Here is a 16,629-nt window from a genome sequence, read left to right on the forward strand (position 1 = left end):
CAATGGACCGCAGAAAGGTCGTAGTGTTTAACGAGCTCTAGGCGGAACCGAACGGGTGCGACCGCTGCCGTCGATGGCGACGAACACAAATACGGCTTCAGTCACCTTACGCCATTCGCTGGACAGCGGATCGTCACTCCAGACTTCGACCATCATCTGAATCGAGCTGCGGCCGATTTCCAGCGCCTGGGTATAGAAGGAGAGCTGAGCGCCCACCGCTACCGGAACCAGAAATGCCATGCGGTCGATCGCAACCGTAGCCACGCGGCCACCCGCGACTTTGCTGGCCATTGCGGTGCCGGCCAAATCCATCTGCGACACCAGCCAACCGCCGAAAATATCGCCAAAGCCGTTGGTTTCGCGGGGGAGCGCGGTAATTTGCAGGGCAAGGTCGCCTTGCGGGATCGGATCTTCTTGTTCGAGCTCTATCATGCCGGGGGTGCCTCTGACCCGTGACTCTTCATAGGTGTAGCGGGTGAATAGCCGTCTTGGAAAAACGATTCAGCCCCGAACATACTACGTTCGTCACGTTTTTCGTAAGGCGCCTAAAGGGAAACTCTGCGAAATCGGCTGGCGGGTGCCAACGACGTTTTCGCACAGCAACCCCTTACAAGCAGGTGCAGGATTGCGAGTATATCGATCGGTAGACTCCGAGACGACCGTCCGGTTCTCATTTCGACCGTCAAATACGCACCTCTATGTGCTTTTTCGAACAATTTGCTATCGTGCCGGACCTGCCCAAGCCTCAGCCAGCGTTGTTGGGGTTGCAGATCCGACTATAAGAGAAGCCTTGCCATGACCACAGCGCCCTCGAGCATCGCGCAGCCAACCCAATCCGCACGTCCGCTGACCCGCAGCGACTACAAGACTTTGTCACTGTCTGCCCTGGGCGGTGCGCTGGAGTTTTACGATTTCATCATCTTCGTGTTCTTCGCCACGGTGGTCGGCAAGCTGTTCTTCCCGGCCGACATGCCCGAGTGGCTGCGCTTGATGCAGACCTTCGGGATCTTTGCCGCCGGCTACCTGGCGCGGCCACTGGGCGGCATCGTCATGGCGCACTTCGGCGACCTGCTGGGACGCAAGAAGATGTTCACCCTGAGCATTTTCATGATGGCGGTGCCGACCCTGATCATGGGTTTGCTGCCGACTTATGCGCAGATCGGGATGTGGGCGCCGATCCTGTTGCTGCTGATGCGGGTGATTCAAGGCGCTGCGATTGGCGGTGAAGTGCCGGGCGCGTGGGTATTCGTTTCCGAACACGTGCCGCACCGACACATCGGCTACGCCTGCGGCACCCTGACCTGCGGCCTGACGGCCGGTATCCTGCTGGGCTCGCTGGTCGCCACCGCGATCAACAGCATTTACACCCCGGTTGAAGTCTCGGATTACGCCTGGCGGATTCCGTTCCTGTTGGGTGGCGTATTCGGCCTGTTCTCGGTTTACCTGCGCCGCTGGTTGCACGAGACGCCGGTATTCGCCGAGCTGCAACTGCGCAAGGCTCTGGCTGAAGAAGTGCCGCTGCGCGCCGTGTTGCGCGACCATCGCGGGGCGATCCTGATTTCCATGCTGCTGACCTGGCTGCTGTCCGCCGGCATCATCGTGGTCATCCTCATGACCCCGACCGTGCTGCAGACTGTCTACCACTTCTCGCCAACCACCGCGTTGCAGGCCAACAGCCTGGCGATCGTGTTTCTGAGCCTGGGCTGCGTCGCCTCCGGTGCACTGGCTGACCGCTTCGGTGCAGGTCGTATCTTCGTGTACGGCAGTGCTGCGTTGCTGATCAGTTCGTGGACCTTCTACCACAGCCTGTTCAACCACCCGGACTGGCTGTTCCCGATGTACGCCCTGACCGGCTTGCTGGTCGGCACCATCGGTGCAGTGCCGTATGTGATGGTCAAAGCCTTCCCGGCGGTGGTGCGCTTCAGCGGGCTGTCGTTCTCCTACAACCTGGCCTACGCCATCTTCGGCGGCCTGACCCCGATGGTTGTCACCTTGCTGCTCAAGGAAAGCCCGTTGGGGCCTGCCTATTATGTGGCAATCATTTGCGGTGTCGGGGTTCTGGTGGGCGCCTACCTCTGGAAGAAGGGCCGATAGCGCTAGACCGCCAGTTGTTAAGGCTTTCGCCAGTGCGAAAGCCTTGCCCCACATTCGCCCGTTGGTAAACGTGCTCCATGCTCAAGCATATGGTCCAGAGCATCCGCAGCGTGCTTCGGTTGAAGGACCTGATGCTCCACCATCAAATCGAGTAGCCAGAGTGCGCCATGCACTTGTAAGCCATCCCTCTGCGCTTGACGCCTCAGCTTGCCATCTCCGGTGAGCAACGGCCGACCTGTTTTTTGTGCGAGCAGATAGCACGACACATCGGCTAATGAGCTGTTGTTGTGCTCTATTTTGAGACTGAACAGCTTGGTAACCCCTGACTCGTCGAACGACTCAACAATCAATCCCCGACCGAGTAATTCGTCATGGGGGAAATCTTCGAGTTCATGCAACACGAAATCTGTGCAGCAAAGAGTGAATGGCAGTCTGAACATCTGCTCCAGCAGTCCGGCATTTCTGAAGTCGATCCAGATATTCGTATCGCTGATGTAGATCAGACTCATGCACTCTCCAGTGAGCCCAGAAAATTGGGGTCAAGAGCGCTCACTGGTTTGCGTAGAAGTTCGGCTGCGCGGGATTTGGTGATCAACCCTTCCGCTAGCCCCCAGAACACCAAAGATTCAAAACGTTGCGGTGGTTTGCATGGCAAGGGCTCGGGTTCGGCCTTGCGCCAGCCGTTCGCGCTGAACTGGATGGTGAGGGATTTGTATCCACTGTCGCTAAGGAGGTTCAGATCCTTGAGACGCCTCAATGCTGCATGCATCGAAATCCCGTATTGGCGCTTGGCGATCAACAACTCACGAGGATGGACCCGTGAGCGAGGATGGTTACCGAAGTCGCTGGTTACACCTTTGGCCGGGTAGAGGAAGGCGCCTGCGAAACGGTGGCAACAGTTTTCTTTATCCCGTTCAGGCATGTCATCGGGTAATTGCATGACCCAATGACCCAGTTCATGTGCTGCGGTGAAGCGTATGCGTTCACCTGGGCGCTCGGTATTCAGTGCAATCAAGACGTGGCGGCCGTCACTGGTGGCGGCGCAGGCTCCGTCGAAGTCATCCGGTCCCATAAGCATCGCGACCTTGATGCTGTGCTCTTCCAGCTGTTCGGTCAGGTTGGAGATGGGGTCGCTACCAATTCCCCAGAAGTTCCTAAGGGACTCGGCGGCTTGCTCGGCATCTTCGATAGAAGAAACGGGCAGCATTTGCGCCGGGGTGGCTGGAGTCTGGATGTCGACTGGGTCGAAGCATTCCTCCAGAGCCATATAGCGTTCAAGGTGCTCGCGAATCTGCTCTTCGACCTGAATCTGGCGATACTTCGGCATTTTCGCGAGTTTTCGAAACTCAAGGGGGGCAAGCGGAACGGCATCCGCACGGAAGAAGTATTCAGGATTGACCTGCAGTACTTTGGCCATTTGCAGCAGACGCGCCGAGTTCGGGGCACTTAACCCCTTCTCGTATTTGCTGAGGGCTTGCTTGGTGATGTCTCCAAGCTGGAGCGCCAGAGCCTCCAAGGACATGCCGCGCAGTAGGCGAGCGCGGCGAATTCGGTCGTTGATCATGAGTTCCTCTCGTGGTTGACGATGCTATATTTTAGTTTTGATTTGTCAACCTTGCTTTGACGGGGCAGGGCATCTGCGTTTTGAATGCTGGCCTTTCATCCAATTGTCATATTTCAGCCATAGAGTGTTCACACGGCCTGCTGATACTTGGCCCCGACTTAACACACCTATCTGCTAGGAGTAAGGCATGAAACTGAAGCGTTTGATGGCGGCAATGACTTTTGTCGCTGCTGGCGTTGCGACTGCCAACGCGGTTGCCGCTGTTGACCCTGCTATCCCGAGCTACACCAAAACCACTGGTGTGTCGGGCAACCTGTCCAGCGTCGGCTCCGATACCCTGGCCAACCTCATGACCCTGTGGGCTGAGAACTACAAAAAAGAATACCCGAACGTAAACATCCAGATTCAGGCCGCTGGCTCCGCCACTGCGCCACCTGCGCTGACTGAAGGCACCTCTAACCTGGGCCCGATGAGCCGCAAGATGAAGGACACCGAACTGGCTGCCTTCGAGCAGAAGTACGGCTACAAGCCAACCGCTATCCCGGTTGCCGTGGACGCCCTGGCTGTCTTCGTTCACAAAGACAACCCGATCCAGCACCTGACCATGGAACAAGTCGACGCGATCTTCTCCTCGACTCGTCTGTGCGGCGCTAAAACCGACGTGAAAACCTGGGGTGACCTGGGCGTGACCGGCGACCTGGCCAACAAGCCAGTTCAACTGTTCGGTCGTAACTCGGTATCCGGCACCTACGGCTACTTCAAAGAAGAAGCCCTGTGCAAAGGCGACTACAAGCCAAACGTCAACGAACAACCAGGCTCGGCTTCGGTCGTGCAGTCGATCAGCTCCTCGCTGAACGGCATCGGTTACTCGGGCATCGGCTACAAAACCGCTAGCGTGAAGACTGTGGCTCTGGCCAAAAAAGGCACCACTGAATTCATCGAAGACACCGAAGAAAACGCCCTGAACGGCAAGTACCCGCTGTCGCGTTTCCTCTACGTTTACGTCAACAAAGCCCCGAACAAGCCTCTGGCCCCGCTGGAAGCCGAGTTCGTGAAACTGGTTCTGTCCAAACAGGGCCAGGAAGTTGTAGTGAAAGACGGCTACATCCCACTGCCGGCCAAGGTTGCTGCAAAAGCACTGGCTGACCTGGGTCTGCAGGAAGGCGGCGCTGAAGTCGCAAAAAAGTAAAACCCTGAGTCCGGGGTAATCCCGGACTCAATGTGGGAGCGGGCTTGCTCGCGAAAGCGGTGGATCAATCGACATTGATGTTGAAAGTGACGGCCCTTTCGCGAGCAAGCCCGCTCCCACATACCCCCAAATTTTCAGTCCGCTGCCAGTTCCCACAGGCGGCGGATTTGTTGCGTCACTGCATTGTCATCTTTCTGTCATACAGGATCGCTAGGGTGTGCGAATGAATGATCTGGCCAATTCCACCATGACTACTAATCCCCCCAAGCGAATTGACTTCAATACGCCTGAGCTGCAACGCAAGCGCCGCATCCGCGCGCTCAAAGATCGCCTGACCCGCTGGTACGTCCTTGTGGGCGGCCTCGCCGTTCTCGGCGCGATCACGCTGATCTTTTTCTTCCTCGCTTACGTTGTCGCGCCCCTGTTTCAGGGCGCCGACCTGACCGCCAAGGACGCCATCACGCCCGCCTGGATGCAAGACGCAGGCAAGCCGTTGATGATCTCCCTGGAAGAGCAGAACCAGGTCGCCATGCGGGTTTCCGACAAGGGCCAGGCCCTGTTCTTCGATATCGACAGTGGCGCTGAACTCAAGCGTGTCGATCTGTCGATTCCGGCCGGCACTACCGTGACCTCCATCGGCGAAGACCAACCAGGCCATCCATTGGTGGTGGTGGGCTTGTCCAACGGCCAGGCGCTGGTGTTCCGTCACACTTATAAAGTCAGCTACCCGGACGGCAAAAAAACCATCTCGCCGGCCATCGAATACCCGTACGGCGAAACGCCGATTGCGCTGAACGAGGCGGGCGGAGCCTTGGAGCACGTCAGCCTCAACGCCACCGATACGACGCTGATGCTGGTCGGTTCCACCGGTTCGCAGCTCAATGTTTTGTCGCTGACTAGCGAAGAAAACATGATGACCGGCGAAATCACCAACGAGCAGAAGCGCATCGATCTGCCGCAGATGACCGAGCCGGTGAAGAACATCTTCGTCGACCCGCGTCAGCAATGGCTGTACGTGATTAACGGTCGCGCCCAGGCCGACGTGTTCAGCCTGCGCGACAAGAGCCTCAACGGTCGCTACAAACTGCTGGATGATGGCGAAGCGCAAATCACTGCCAGTACTCAACTGGTGGGCGGGATCTCGCTGATCCTCGGCGATTCCAAGGGCGGTCTGGCCCAATGGTTCATGGCCCGCGACCACGATGGCGAACTGCGTCTGAAGCAGATTCGTAACTTCCAGATGGGCACGGCGCCGATCGTTGAAATCACCGCTGAAGAACGTCGCAAAGGCTTCATCGCGCTCGACGCGTCCGGCAAGCTCGGCGTGTTCCACAGCACCGCCCACCGCACCTTGTTGGTGGATCAGGTGGTCGATGGCCAAGGCATTTTCGGTCTGTCGCCACGGGCCAACCGGGTGATCGTGGAGGCGGGCGGCAAGATTCAACCGTTGCTGCTCGACAACCCGCACCCGGAAGTGTCGTGGAGCGCGTTGTGGAGCAAGGTCTGGTACGAGAACTACGACGAGCCTAAATACGTCTGGCAATCGACCGCCGCCAACACCGACTTCGAACCCAAGCTGAGCTTGTCTCCGCTGACCTTCGGCACTTTGAAAGCCGCGTTCTACGCCATGCTGCTGGCCGCGCCTCTGGCCGTTGCCGCCGCCATCTACACCGCGTACTTCATGGCCCCGGGCATGCGCCGCAAGGTCAAACCGGTGATCGAACTGATGGAAGCGATGCCGACGGTGATCCTCGGCTTCTTCGCTGGTCTGTTCCTCGCACCGTATGTGGAAGGGCACTTGCCAGGCATTTTCAGCCTGCTGATGCTCTTGCCGATAGGCATTCTGGTAGCGGGTTTCACCTTCAGCCGCTTGCCTGAATCGATCCGCCTGAAAGTGCCGGAAGGCTGGGAAAGCGCGATCCTGATCCCGGTGATCCTGTTTGTGGGCTGGCTCTCGCTGTACATGAGCCCGTACATGGAAACCTGGTTCTTCGGCGGCGACATGCGCATGTGGATCTCCCACGACCTGGGCATCACTTACGACCAGCGCAACGCTCTGGTGGTCGGTCTGGCCATGGGCTTCGCGGTCATCCCGAACATCTACTCCATCGCCGAAGACGCCGTGTTCAGCGTGCCTCGCGGTTTGACCCTCGGTTCTCTGGCCCTCGGTGCCACGCCATGGCAGACCATGACTCGCGTGGTGATCCTGACCGCCAGCCCGGGCATTTTCTCGGCGCTGATGATCGGCATGGGCCGTGCGGTCGGTGAAACCATGATCGTACTGATGGCCACCGGTAACACGCCAGTCATGGAAATGAACCTGTTCGAAGGCCTGCGCACCCTGGCGGCCAACGTTGCGGTGGAAATGCCCGAATCGGAAGTCGGCGGCAGCCACTACCGCGTGCTGTTCCTCTCGGCGCTGGTGCTGCTGATGTTCACCTTCGTCATGAACACCCTCGCGGAACTGATTCGTCAGCGTCTGCGCAAGAAATACTCGTCGCTTTAAGAAAGGTAGAAGTCTGTGAAACAGAACTCCCTGAAAGGATGGTTCAAGAGCGGCGCCCCCGGCGTCTGGATCAGCGGTGGCGCGGTGTCCATCGCGGTCATCATGACCATTGGCTTGCTGGCAGTGATTGCCGTGCGCGGTCTGGGCCATTTCTGGCCGGCGGACCTGGTGCACGCCAGTTACGACGTGCCGGGCCAGGCCAACCATCTCGTCATCGGCGAAGTGGTGCAGAAAGAAGAAGTGCCGCGCGAGCGCCTGAAAAGCGCTGGCCTGCCGGTGCCCGATCAGGGCCCGGAGTTCATGACCCGCGAGCTGATCAAGGTCGGCAACCGTGACCTGAACGGCACCGACTTCACCTGGATCGTCGGCGAGTGGCTGACTAACCAAACGACCCCGCCAGAGCTGATGACCATCGAGCGTCGTGAGTGGGGCAACTTCTACGGCTACCTGGTCAACGTCAAACAGGACGGCAAGGTCATCGCTGAAGGTGAAGCTGCATGGCCTGAGCTGCAGGCCCGTGTCGCTCGCGTCAACCAGCTTGCCGCACAGCTCAAGAGCCTGGAAAAAACCGACATTGGCGCAATCAACGCCGGCCTCGAGCGCGTGCGCCTGCACGGTCGCAAGCTGGAACTGACCGGCACGATGGACGCTACCGCGCAAGCGGACATGGAGTCCGAGCGCGCCGAACTGAACGCTCGTTATCAGGACATCGAAGCTCGCCTGAACGACCTGCACGCCCAGTTCAACCGCGACAGCCTGACGGCCCGCGATGCCAACGGCAAAGAGATCGAAATCGGCATTGGCAAAGTGGTTCACGCCTACCAGCCGAACGGCATGAACACCTTCACCAAGATCGGCTTCTACTTCAGCAAGGTCTGGGAGTTCTTGAGCGACGACCCGCGTGAAGCGAACACCGAAGGCGGGATCTTCCCGGCGATTTTCGGCACCGTGATGATGACGTTGATCATGGCGATGATCGTGACGCCGTTCGGCGTGTTGGCAGCGGTTTACCTGCGTGAATATGCGAAACAGAACACCATGACTCGCTTGATCCGCATTGCCGTGAACAACCTGGCGGGCGTTCCTGCGATCGTTTACGGCGTGTTCGGTCTGGGCTTCTTTGTTTATGTGTTGGGTGGTTCAGTCGACCGGTTGTTCTTCCCTGAAGCGCTGCCGGCGCCGACCTTTGGCACGCCGGGTCTGCTCTGGGCGTCCCTGACCCTGGCGTTGCTGGCGGTGCCGGTGGTGATCGTGGCCACGGAAGAAGGTCTGGCGCGGATTCCTCGCACCGTGCGCGAAGGCTCGTTGGCCCTCGGCGCAACCAAGGCTGAAACCTTGTGGAAGATCGTACTGCCGATGGCTAGCCCGGCGATGATGACCGGCATGATCCTCGCCGTGGCTCGCGCCGCGGGTGAAGTGGCGCCGCTGATGCTGGTAGGTGTGGTGAAACTGGCGCCGTCGCTGCCGGTGGATGGCAACTACCCGTACTTGCACCTGGACCAGAAGATCATGCACCTGGGCTTCCATATTTATGACGTCGGCTTCCAGAGCCCGAACGTCGAAGCCGCGCGGCCGCTGGTGTATGCCACGGCGTTGCTGCTGGTGCTGGTGATCGCCACGCTTAACCTGTCGGCCGTCTATATCCGTAACCACCTGCGCGAAAAATACAAAGCGCTGGATAGCTGATAGCTGCCGCAAAAATTGAATGGGCTGCTGGCCTCAATGCCAGCCGCTCACTGAACCGAATTTGTTAGCACAGGGAGCCTCCCATGCAGCACGAAGCACATACCCACGGCATCAACATGTCGGCGCTGGGCCGCGACAAACAGAGCCTGAGTCTCGAACAGGAAACCGTGGCCATTGAAGTGCCGGGCCTGAGCCTGTTCTACGGCGACAAACAAGCGCTGTACGACGTCAGCATGAACATCCCGAAACAGCGCGTGACCGCCTTCATCGGCCCGTCCGGTTGCGGCAAGTCCACGCTGCTGCGCACCTTCAACCGCATGAACGACCTGGTGGATGGCTGCCGTGTCGAAGGCGAGATCAACCTCTACGGCAACAACATTTACCGTAAGGGCGAAGACGTAGCCGAGTTGCGTCGTCGCGTGGGCATGGTGTTCCAGAAGCCGAACCCGTTCCCGAAAACCATCTACGAGAACGTGGTCTACGGCCTGCGCATCCAGGGCATCAACAAAAAACGCGTACTCGACGAAGCCGTCGAGTGGGCGTTGAAAGGCGCGGCACTGTGGGACGAAGTCAAAGATCGTCTGCACGAGTCGGCACTTGGCCTGTCCGGCGGTCAGCAACAACGTCTGGTGATCGCTCGCACCATCGCTGTGGAGCCGGAGGTGCTGCTGCTCGACGAACCGTGCTCGGCACTCGACCCGATCTCCACGCTGAAAGTCGAAGAGCTGATCTACGAACTGAAATCGAAGTTCACCATCGTCATCGTGACCCACAACATGCAACAGGCCGCGCGGGTTTCCGATTACACGGCGTTCATGTACATGGGCAAACTGGTGGAATTCGGCGACACCGACACCCTGTTCACCAATCCGGCGAAGAAGCAGACCGAAGACTACATCACGGGTCGCTACGGCTAGGAAGCTGTTGTTGCTCACTGAACTGACGCTGCGGTCCACCGCACCTTACCGGACGCTCCAAGGACGCCAACATGATTAGTAAAGAAGGCCTTACCCATCACATCTCCGCGCAGTTCAACGCTGAGCTCGAGGAAGTGCGCAGCCACCTCCTGGCCATGGGCGGGCTAGTGGAAAAGCAGGTCAACGACGCGGTGACCGCGCTGATCGAGGCCGACTCCGGCCTGGCCCAGCAGGTTCGCGAGATCGACGATCAGATCAACCAGATGGAACGCAACATCGACGAAGAATGCCTGCGCATTCTGGCCCGTCGTCAGCCGGCAGCGTCGGACTTGCGTTTGATCATCAGCATCTCCAAGTCGGTGATCGACCTGGAACGTATCGGTGACGAAGCGACCAAGATCGCCCGTCGTGCCATCCAGTTGTGCGAAGAAGGCGAAGCCCCACGGGGTTACGTCGAGGTTCGCCACATCGGCGACCAGGTCCGCAACATGGTTCGCGATGCGCTGGACGCCTTTGCCCGTTTCGACGCCGACCTGGCGTTGTCGGTGGCCCAGTACGACAAGATCATCGACCGCGAATACAAAACCGCGTTGCGTGAGCTCGCCACCTACATGATGGAAGACCCGCGCTCTATCTCGCGGGTCTTGAGCATCATTTGGGTGCTGCGTTCGCTGGAACGGATCGGCGACCACGCACGCAATATCTCGGAGCTGGTGATTTACCTGGTGCGCGGCACCGACGTGCGTCACCTGGGCCTCAAGCGCATGAAAGAAGAAGTTGAAGGCACAAGTGGCGAAACCGCTAATGTTCCGGGCAAAGCTGACGATAAGTAAGATTGCCTGAGAAAAGCGCCCGGCCTTTTGGCCGGGCGTTTTTGTTTGTGGTTGATGAATTCGAAAGCAGCACCCGCGAACGAAAAGTCCCGGCGTGACTGAAGGTTTTTGGCAATGTGCCATCAGCAAAGCGGTATGCTTGCCGGGATTTTTTAAAGGGGTGATGGATGAGTAAGGTCAGTGTGTTGGTCGTGGACGACGCGTCGTTCATTCGTGACCTGGTGAAGAAGTGCTTGCGCAACTACTTCCCGGGGATCCGGATCGAAGACGCGGTTAACGGCAAGAAGGCTCAGGCCTTGCTGGCTCGGGAAGCGTTCGACCTGGTCCTGTGCGACTGGGAAATGCCGGAAATGTCCGGCCTGGAGCTGCTGACCTGGTGCCGCGAGCAGGACAACCTCAAGACCATGCCGTTCGTGATGGTGACCAGCCGTGGCGATAAAGAGAACGTCGTCCAGGCGATCCAGGCCGGGGTTTCAGGCTACGTCAGCAAGCCGTTCACCAACGAGCAACTGCTGACCAAGGTCAAGCAGGCCCTGAACAAAGTGGGCAAGCTCGACACCTTGATGAACAGCGCGCCGACCAAAATGAACTCGGCGTTCGGCAACGATTCCCTGAGCGCATTGACCGGCGGCAAGGCTGCCGTGGTCGCGCCAGCAGCGGCGCCGGTCAACCCGTTCGCCAAACCTGCCGCCGCCGCGCCGGCCCCGGCGGCTGCTCCGTCTCGCGGTCTGCTCAACAGCCCGCCGATCAAGCCTCCAGCGTCCTCCGCAGCGCCAACGGGCGGTCGTGGTCAGGGCCAACTGCGCCTGCCGAACGGCATTCAGCAATGTGTGATCAAGGCCTTGAGTCTCAAGGAAGCACTGCTGGTGGTGAAACGCACCGACTCCCTGCCGCAAGTGCTCGACAGCGCCGTGCTCGACCTGGAACAGGGCGATAACGCCGAAACCGCCCGTCTGAACGGCTACCTGCACGCCATCGTCGCCCACGAGCCGAAGCCCGACAGCGACTGGTTGCAACTGACCTTCCGCTTCGTCGACCAGGATGCGCAGAAGCTCGACTACATCTCCCGGTTGATAGCGCGTGGTACGGCGCAGAAGCATTTCGTACCCGGCGCTTAAGTTCGGTATCGTCTGTTAGGCCGCCATCGCGAGCTTGCTCGCGATGAGGCCTTCGAATTCACCGCACATCCGCTGAACGGCCCATTTTGAAACATCTGTCGACTACCCGGGTCCATTGCAGCTGCTAGGCTCCTACCCAGGCCTTACTCGACAGAATCTTGCCCATGCTCGCGCGCCTGCTGTTTTTCTGCGGTCTTTTCATGGCATCCGCCTCGGCGATGGCCATGACGATCTACAAGTCCACCGACGCCAGTGGCGTGGTCTCCTACAGCGACCGCCCCACGGCGGGCTCCAAGGTGTTCGTTTTTCGTGATCGCATGGTCGAGAATCTTGAGCGCCAGGTGTACGTCGTCATCACGAAGAAGAAGGGCGTGGACAGCGTTTACGTGCGCAATGACCTGTATGCGCCGGTAGAAATCGAGTTGAGCTTCGGCGGGCTGAAGAACGTCAGTGGTGCGCCAAGCCGGCCGATTCGCCGGGTGATGCCGGCACGCAGCAGTATTCGTCTGGCGTTGCTCACGGCCACGAAGCCCGAAAGGCCGCTCGCGTATACCCCAAAATTTGAATACTCCCTGGGCGACCCCTCAGGCGCCACCATGGCCTATCGGTACCCGCTGCCGTGGCGTGGCGGGCCGTTTCGGTTGAGTCAGGGCGCCAACGGTCAATACAGCCACTTTGGTCCCAAGAACCGCTACGCCATGGACATCGCCATGCCCGAAGGCACGCAGATCATTGCGGCGCGAGGCGGTGTGGTGGTGAAAACCGAGAATGCCCAGACCGGGCGCGGCACCGATCCGTCGGGTAATTTCGTGCGGGTGCTGCACGATGACGGGACGATGGGCGTGTACCTGCACCTCAAGCGAGGTTCGGTGAGCGTTCGCGAGGGGCAGCGGGTGTCGGTAGGAAGTCCGCTGGCCTTGTCGGGCAATACCGGCAACAGCAGCGGGCCGCACCTGCATTTCGTGGTGCAGCGCAATACCGGGTTGGGGCTGGTGTCGATCCCGTACCAGTTCAATCAACCGGTGGGCAGCCTGCCAAACTTTGCGCTCGGCAAACAGTGAGGTGTTGCCTGTTCTGACGCCTTCGCGAGCAAGTCGGACCGCCGCACCGCCGCTCCCACATTTGAAATGCATTCCAATGTGGGAGCGGGCTTGCTCGCGAAGGGATCGACGCGGATCCGGATCTGCGGATTAATCGAGCATCAACACCTTGGCCAGAATGATCTTCGGCCCTTTCATCTTCTTGATGATGATCCGCAAGCCTTCGACTTCCAGCACTTCTTCCTCTTCCGGCACCCGTTTCAGGGTTTCGTAGACCAGCCCGGCGAGGGTTTCGGCTTCGATGTGGTCCAGATCGATGCCCAGCAGGCGCTCGACCTTGAACAGCGGCGTGTCGCCGCGCACCAGCAGCTTGCCCGGCTGGTACGCGAGGATCCCGCGTTCAGCCTTGCGGTGTTCGTCCTGAATGTCGCCGACCAGTACTTCCAGCACGTCTTCCATGGTCAGGTAGCCGATGATGTTGCCGTCGGCCTCTTCAACCACGGCGAAGTGCGAACCGCCTTTGCGGAACTGTTCCAGCAACTGCGACAGCGGCATATGGCGCGAAACACGCTCCAGCGGCCGGGTTAGTTCGGCGAGGTTGAACGACTCGGGAATGTGGTCAAGGGCTGCCAGTTCCAGCAGCAAATCCTTGATGTGCAGCAGGCCGACGAACTCCTGACGATCGCTGTCGTACACCGGATAACGGCTGAACTTGTGGCGACGGAACATCGCCAGGATTTCCTTCAGCGGCGCGTTGAATTCCAGCGTCACCAGGTCTTCCCGGGAATTGGCCCAGTCGACCACTTCCAGCTCGCCCATTTCCACCGCGGAGGCCAAAACGCGCATGCCTTGGTCGCTCGGGTCCTGGCCACGGCTGGAGTGCAGGATCAGTTTCAGTTCTTCACGGCTGTAATGGTGCTCGTGATGAGGGCCGGGTTCACCTTGGCCGGCGATCCGCAGGATCGTGTTGGCGCTGGCGTTGAGCAGGTAAATGGCCGGGTACATGGCCCAGTAGAACAGGTACAGCGGCACGGCGGTCCAGAGCGACAGCAGCTCGGGTTTGCGGATGGCCCAGGATTTCGGGGCCAACTCACCGACCACGATGTGCAGGTACGAGATGACGAAGAACGCGGCGAAGAACGACACGCCTTTGATCACTTCGGCCGACTGCACGCCGACGGCTTCAAGGATCGGCTCGAGGATGTGCGCGAACGCCGGCTCACCGACCCAGCCGAGGCCGAGGGAGGCGAGGGTGATACCCAATTGGCACGCCGACAGGTAAGCATCGAGCTGACTGTGAACGGTGCGCAGGATGTGTCCGCGCCAGCCGTTTTTATCAGCGATGGCCTCGACCCGGGTCGAGCGCAATTTGACCATGGCGAATTCCGCCGCAACGAAAAAGCCGTTGAGCAAAACCAGGATCAAAGCAAAAAGAATCATGCCGAAATCGGCGAAGAGTGTCGCGAGGGTCAAGCCAGGGGAAGGGTCCATGATGGAGTTTTGCGGGTTCCGTGTATTCGAAAGGAAAGAAAAAAGTGCGCCTGAAGGGCAGGCACAAGTCAGCCAATGTAGCGGCTGACCAAGTGATTGACTAGTGGCGCGTGCCGGCCGGTATCAGTCGGCGGCGCTGATGACCCGGGATTTGGTGACCTGGGCCGGCGCAAAATGGCAGGTAAACGTGCTGCCGTGGCCCGGCACACTGCTGATTTCCATCCGCGCGCGGTGGCGCAGCAGCACGTGTTTGACGATCGCCAGCCCGAGCCCTGTGCCGCCGGTGTTGGAGTTGCGGCTGGAATCGACGCGGTAGAAGCGTTCGGTCAGGCGCGGCAGGTGTTTGCTGTCGATGCCGATCCCGGAATCCTGCACGCTCAGGTGTGCGCCTTGCTCATCACCCCACCAGCGAATGCGGATATTGCCCTCGGCCGGGGTGTATTTCACTGCGTTGAACACCAGATTGGAAAACGCGCTGCGCAACTCGGCTTCGCTGCCCTTGAGGAGAATCGTCGGGTCGGCTTCCAGGGTGATCTTCTGATTGCGCTGGGCGGACAGTTGCTGAGCGTCGCTCTTGATCGATTGCAGCAAGCCGTCGATGGCCACCGGCTGGTTGTCCGACGGGTAATCAGTGGCTTCCAGTTTGGCCAACAGCAGCAAATCGTTGAGCAAGGTCTGCATGCGCCCACCTTGCTGCTGCATCTGCTGCAAGGCACGGGACCAGCGCGGGTTCACGTCCTCGACGTTGTCGAGCAGGGTTTCCAGATAGCCGCAAATCACCGTCAACGGCGTGCGCAGTTCATGGGAGACGTTGGCGATGAAGTCTTTGCGCATCTGTTCCAGTTGATGGATACGCGTCACGTCGCGCACCAGCATCAAGTGTTCGTTGTTGCCGTAGCGGGTGATGTACAGCTGAATGCGCAGGCGATCATTGATCGGTGACGGGATTTCCAGCGGCTCGGCATAGCTGTCCTGCTCGAAGTATTCCTTGAAGCGCGGATGGCGCACCAGGTTGGTCACCGGCTGACCGCTGTCTTGTGGTGTCTTGAGGCCGAGCAGCGTTTCGGCGGCGCGGTTCCACCATTCGAGGTTGCCGTCGCTGTCGAGCATGATCACTGCGTCTTTCAGCGCTGCAGTCGACTCCTGGACCCGGTCGATCACCGCTTGCAGACGCCCGCGCACACGTTGGTCGCGACGCTGCAGGTGGTAAATGCTGTCGAACACTTCGCCCCACAGGCCATAGCCATCGGGCGGTGCTTCATCGGATTTGTGCAGGCGCAGCCATTCGTGCAGACGCAGCAGTTGCTTGAGCGTCCAGGCCAGATAAAGGCCCAGGCCCGCGGCGAGGCTCCAGCCGTAATAGCCGGTAATCAGGCCGATCACCAGGCAGGCGGTGACCAGCAGCAGCATGTGGCGGATCAGGGTGCCATGCCAGTTTTGGTTCACTTGAACGCGCGTCCTTGTCAGCTTGTCGGGCGGGAAAGGCCCGGATCAGGCCTTGGTGGAGAACCGGTAGCCGGTGCCGCGCACGGTTTGTACCAGATTTTCGTAAGCATCGCCGAGGGCTTTGCGCAGGCGGCGGATGTGCACGTCGACGGTGCGCTCTTCAACATAGACGTTGCCGCCCCAGACCTGGTCCAGCAACTGGCCACGGGTGTAGGCACGTTCCTGGTGGGTCATGAAGAATTGCAGCAGGCGGTATTCGGTCGGGCCCATCTCGGCGGGTTTGCCGTCGATGGTCACGCGGTGGCTGATCGGGTCCAGCAGCAGGCCGCCGACTTCGATCGGCGTCTCGCCATCGGTAGGACCGGCACGGCGCAGTACGGCCTTCAGGCGCGCAACCAGCTCACGTGGGGAAAAGGGTTTGGTGATGTAGTCATCGGCACCGACTTCCAGGCCCTGGATCTTGTTGTCCTCTTCACCCTTGGCGGTGAGCATGATAATCGGGATGTCCCCGGTCAGCTCATCGCGCTTGAGGCGTCGGGCCAGCTCGATGCCGGACGTGCCGGGCAGCATCCAGTCGAGCAGGATCAGGTCCGGCTTGCGGTCGACAATGATGGCGTGGGCCTGCTGCGAGTTCTCAGCCTCCATGCAGTCATAGCCGGCCATTTCCAACGCAACGGCGATCATTTCGCGAATGGGCGCTTCGTCGTCGACGATCAGAATGCTCCTGCCAACCATGCCTTAATCC

14 protein-coding genes are annotated in these 16,629 nt (G+C 59.6%); 8 read left to right on the top strand and 6 right to left on the bottom strand.

What is annotated here, in order from left to right; genetic code table 11:
• Window positions 1–27 precede the first annotated feature (27 nt).
• Window positions 28–432: an acyl-CoA thioesterase gene (locus tag ACSQ87_RS01035; RefSeq protein WP_003177184.1), complete on the bottom strand. Its 405-nt coding sequence runs from the start codon at window positions 430–432 to the stop codon at window positions 28–30.
• A 363-nt stretch (window positions 433–795) separates the two neighbouring features.
• Between ACSQ87_RS01035 and ACSQ87_RS01040 the strand changes: the two genes are divergently transcribed.
• Window positions 796–2,094 carry an MFS transporter gene (locus ACSQ87_RS01040; RefSeq protein ID WP_436273195.1) on the top strand — a complete coding sequence of 433 codons (1,299 nt, stop codon included), beginning with the start codon at window positions 796–798 and terminating at the stop codon, window positions 2,092–2,094.
• Window positions 2,095–2,111: 17 nt separating this feature from the next.
• On the opposite strand, the gene ACSQ87_RS01045 is transcribed toward ACSQ87_RS01040, so the two are convergent.
• On the bottom strand, window positions 2,112–2,603 hold the full coding sequence (locus ACSQ87_RS01045; RefSeq protein WP_436273196.1) for a type II toxin-antitoxin system VapC family toxin: 492 nt from the start codon (window positions 2,601–2,603) through the stop codon (window positions 2,112–2,114).
• On the bottom strand, window positions 2,600–3,658 hold the full coding sequence (locus ACSQ87_RS01050; RefSeq protein ID WP_436273197.1) for a helix-turn-helix domain-containing protein: 1,059 nt from the start codon (window positions 3,656–3,658) through the stop codon (window positions 2,600–2,602). Before ACSQ87_RS01050 ends, ACSQ87_RS01045 begins: the two co-directional genes overlap by 4 nt.
• 187 nt (window positions 3,659–3,845) lie before the next feature.
• Here ACSQ87_RS01050 and ACSQ87_RS01055 point away from each other — a divergent pair, with 187 nt between their 5' ends.
• From ACSQ87_RS01055 to ACSQ87_RS01085, 7 genes are all read left to right on the top strand, one after another.
• Window positions 3,846–4,847 (top strand): phosphate ABC transporter substrate-binding protein PstS, encoded by a 1,002-nt coding sequence (locus tag ACSQ87_RS01055; RefSeq protein WP_223429605.1) that lies wholly within the window; start codon window positions 3,846–3,848, stop codon window positions 4,845–4,847.
• Between the two features lie 472 nt (window positions 4,848–5,319).
• Window positions 5,320–7,353, top strand: a complete 2,034-nt coding sequence (locus ACSQ87_RS01060; RefSeq protein ID WP_436275070.1) for an ABC transporter permease subunit — start codon at window positions 5,320–5,322, stop codon at window positions 7,351–7,353.
• 15 nt (window positions 7,354–7,368) lie between these two features.
• On the top strand, window positions 7,369–9,039 hold the full coding sequence (gene pstA / locus ACSQ87_RS01065; RefSeq protein WP_223429604.1) for a phosphate ABC transporter permease PstA: 1,671 nt from the start codon (window positions 7,369–7,371) through the stop codon (window positions 9,037–9,039).
• Window positions 9,040–9,122: 83 nt separating this feature from the next.
• Window positions 9,123–9,956, top strand: a complete 834-nt coding sequence (pstB, locus tag ACSQ87_RS01070; protein ID WP_046044998.1) for a phosphate ABC transporter ATP-binding protein PstB — start codon at window positions 9,123–9,125, stop codon at window positions 9,954–9,956.
• Between the two features lie 71 nt (window positions 9,957–10,027).
• On the top strand, window positions 10,028–10,789 hold the full coding sequence (gene phoU, locus ACSQ87_RS01075; protein ID WP_008150055.1) for a phosphate signaling complex protein PhoU: 762 nt from the start codon (window positions 10,028–10,030) through the stop codon (window positions 10,787–10,789).
• A gap of 167 nt (window positions 10,790–10,956) precedes the next feature.
• Window positions 10,957–11,907: a response regulator gene (locus ACSQ87_RS01080; RefSeq protein WP_046044999.1), complete on the top strand. Its 951-nt coding sequence runs from the start codon at window positions 10,957–10,959 to the stop codon at window positions 11,905–11,907.
• Window positions 11,908–12,071: 164 nt separating this feature from the next.
• Entirely contained in the window at window positions 12,072–12,968 is an 897-nt protein-coding gene (locus ACSQ87_RS01085; RefSeq protein ID WP_436273198.1) for a peptidoglycan DD-metalloendopeptidase family protein, read from the top strand.
• A 129-nt stretch (window positions 12,969–13,097) separates the two neighbouring features.
• On the opposite strand, the gene ACSQ87_RS01090 is transcribed toward ACSQ87_RS01085, so the two are convergent.
• The 3 genes from ACSQ87_RS01090 to phoB all read right to left on the bottom strand — a co-directional run bounded on the left by ACSQ87_RS01090 (window position 13,098) and on the right by phoB (window position 16,619).
• On the bottom strand, window positions 13,098–14,438 hold the full coding sequence (locus ACSQ87_RS01090) for a hemolysin family protein (protein ID WP_223429602.1): 1,341 nt from the start codon (window positions 14,436–14,438) through the stop codon (window positions 13,098–13,100).
• A gap of 123 nt (window positions 14,439–14,561) precedes the next feature.
• A complete protein-coding gene (phoR, locus tag ACSQ87_RS01095) occupies window positions 14,562–15,848 on the bottom strand; it encodes a phosphate regulon sensor histidine kinase PhoR (protein WP_263288501.1) in 1,287 nt (428 codons plus the stop codon).
• 81 nt (window positions 15,849–15,929) lie between these two features.
• Window positions 15,930–16,619: a phosphate regulon transcriptional regulator PhoB gene (gene phoB / locus ACSQ87_RS01100; protein WP_046045002.1), complete on the bottom strand. Its 690-nt coding sequence runs from the start codon at window positions 16,617–16,619 to the stop codon at window positions 15,930–15,932.
• Between the last annotated feature and the right edge of the window lie 10 nt (window positions 16,620–16,629).

Source organism: Pseudomonas sp. LjRoot277 (genome assembly GCF_964253845.1).
GTDB lineage: Bacteria > Pseudomonadota > Gammaproteobacteria > Pseudomonadales > Pseudomonadaceae > Aquipseudomonas.

Bases quoted from the DNA above. Each gene is read 5' to 3' on its own strand.
- ACSQ87_RS01035 (WP_003177184.1), bottom strand. From the start codon at position 432: ATGATAGAGCTCGAACAAGAAGATCCGATCCCGCAAGGCGACCTTGCC.
- ACSQ87_RS01040 (WP_436273195.1), top strand. From the start codon at position 796: ATGACCACAGCGCCCTCGAGCATCGCGCAGCCAACCCAATCCGCACGT.
- ACSQ87_RS01045 (WP_436273196.1), bottom strand. From the start codon at position 2,603: ATGAGTCTGATCTACATCAGCGATACGAATATCTGGATCGACTTCAGA.
- ACSQ87_RS01050 (WP_436273197.1), bottom strand. From the start codon at position 3,658: ATGATCAACGACCGAATTCGCCGCGCTCGCCTACTGCGCGGCATGTCC.
- ACSQ87_RS01055 (WP_223429605.1), top strand. From the start codon at position 3,846: ATGAAACTGAAGCGTTTGATGGCGGCAATGACTTTTGTCGCTGCTGGC.
- ACSQ87_RS01060 (WP_436275070.1), top strand. From the start codon at position 5,320: ATGCAAGACGCAGGCAAGCCGTTGATGATCTCCCTGGAAGAGCAGAAC.
- pstB (WP_046044998.1), top strand. From the start codon at position 9,123: ATGCAGCACGAAGCACATACCCACGGCATCAACATGTCGGCGCTGGGC.
- phoU (WP_008150055.1), top strand. From the start codon at position 10,028: ATGATTAGTAAAGAAGGCCTTACCCATCACATCTCCGCGCAGTTCAAC.
- ACSQ87_RS01080 (WP_046044999.1), top strand. From the start codon at position 10,957: ATGAGTAAGGTCAGTGTGTTGGTCGTGGACGACGCGTCGTTCATTCGT.
- ACSQ87_RS01085 (WP_436273198.1), top strand. From the start codon at position 12,072: ATGCTCGCGCGCCTGCTGTTTTTCTGCGGTCTTTTCATGGCATCCGCC.
- ACSQ87_RS01090 (WP_223429602.1), bottom strand. From the start codon at position 14,438: ATGGACCCTTCCCCTGGCTTGACCCTCGCGACACTCTTCGCCGATTTC.
- phoR (WP_263288501.1), bottom strand. From the start codon at position 15,848: ATGCTGCTGCTGGTCACCGCCTGCCTGGTGATCGGCCTGATTACCGGC.
- phoB (WP_046045002.1), bottom strand. From the start codon at position 16,619: ATGGTTGGCAGGAGCATTCTGATCGTCGACGACGAAGCGCCCATTCGC.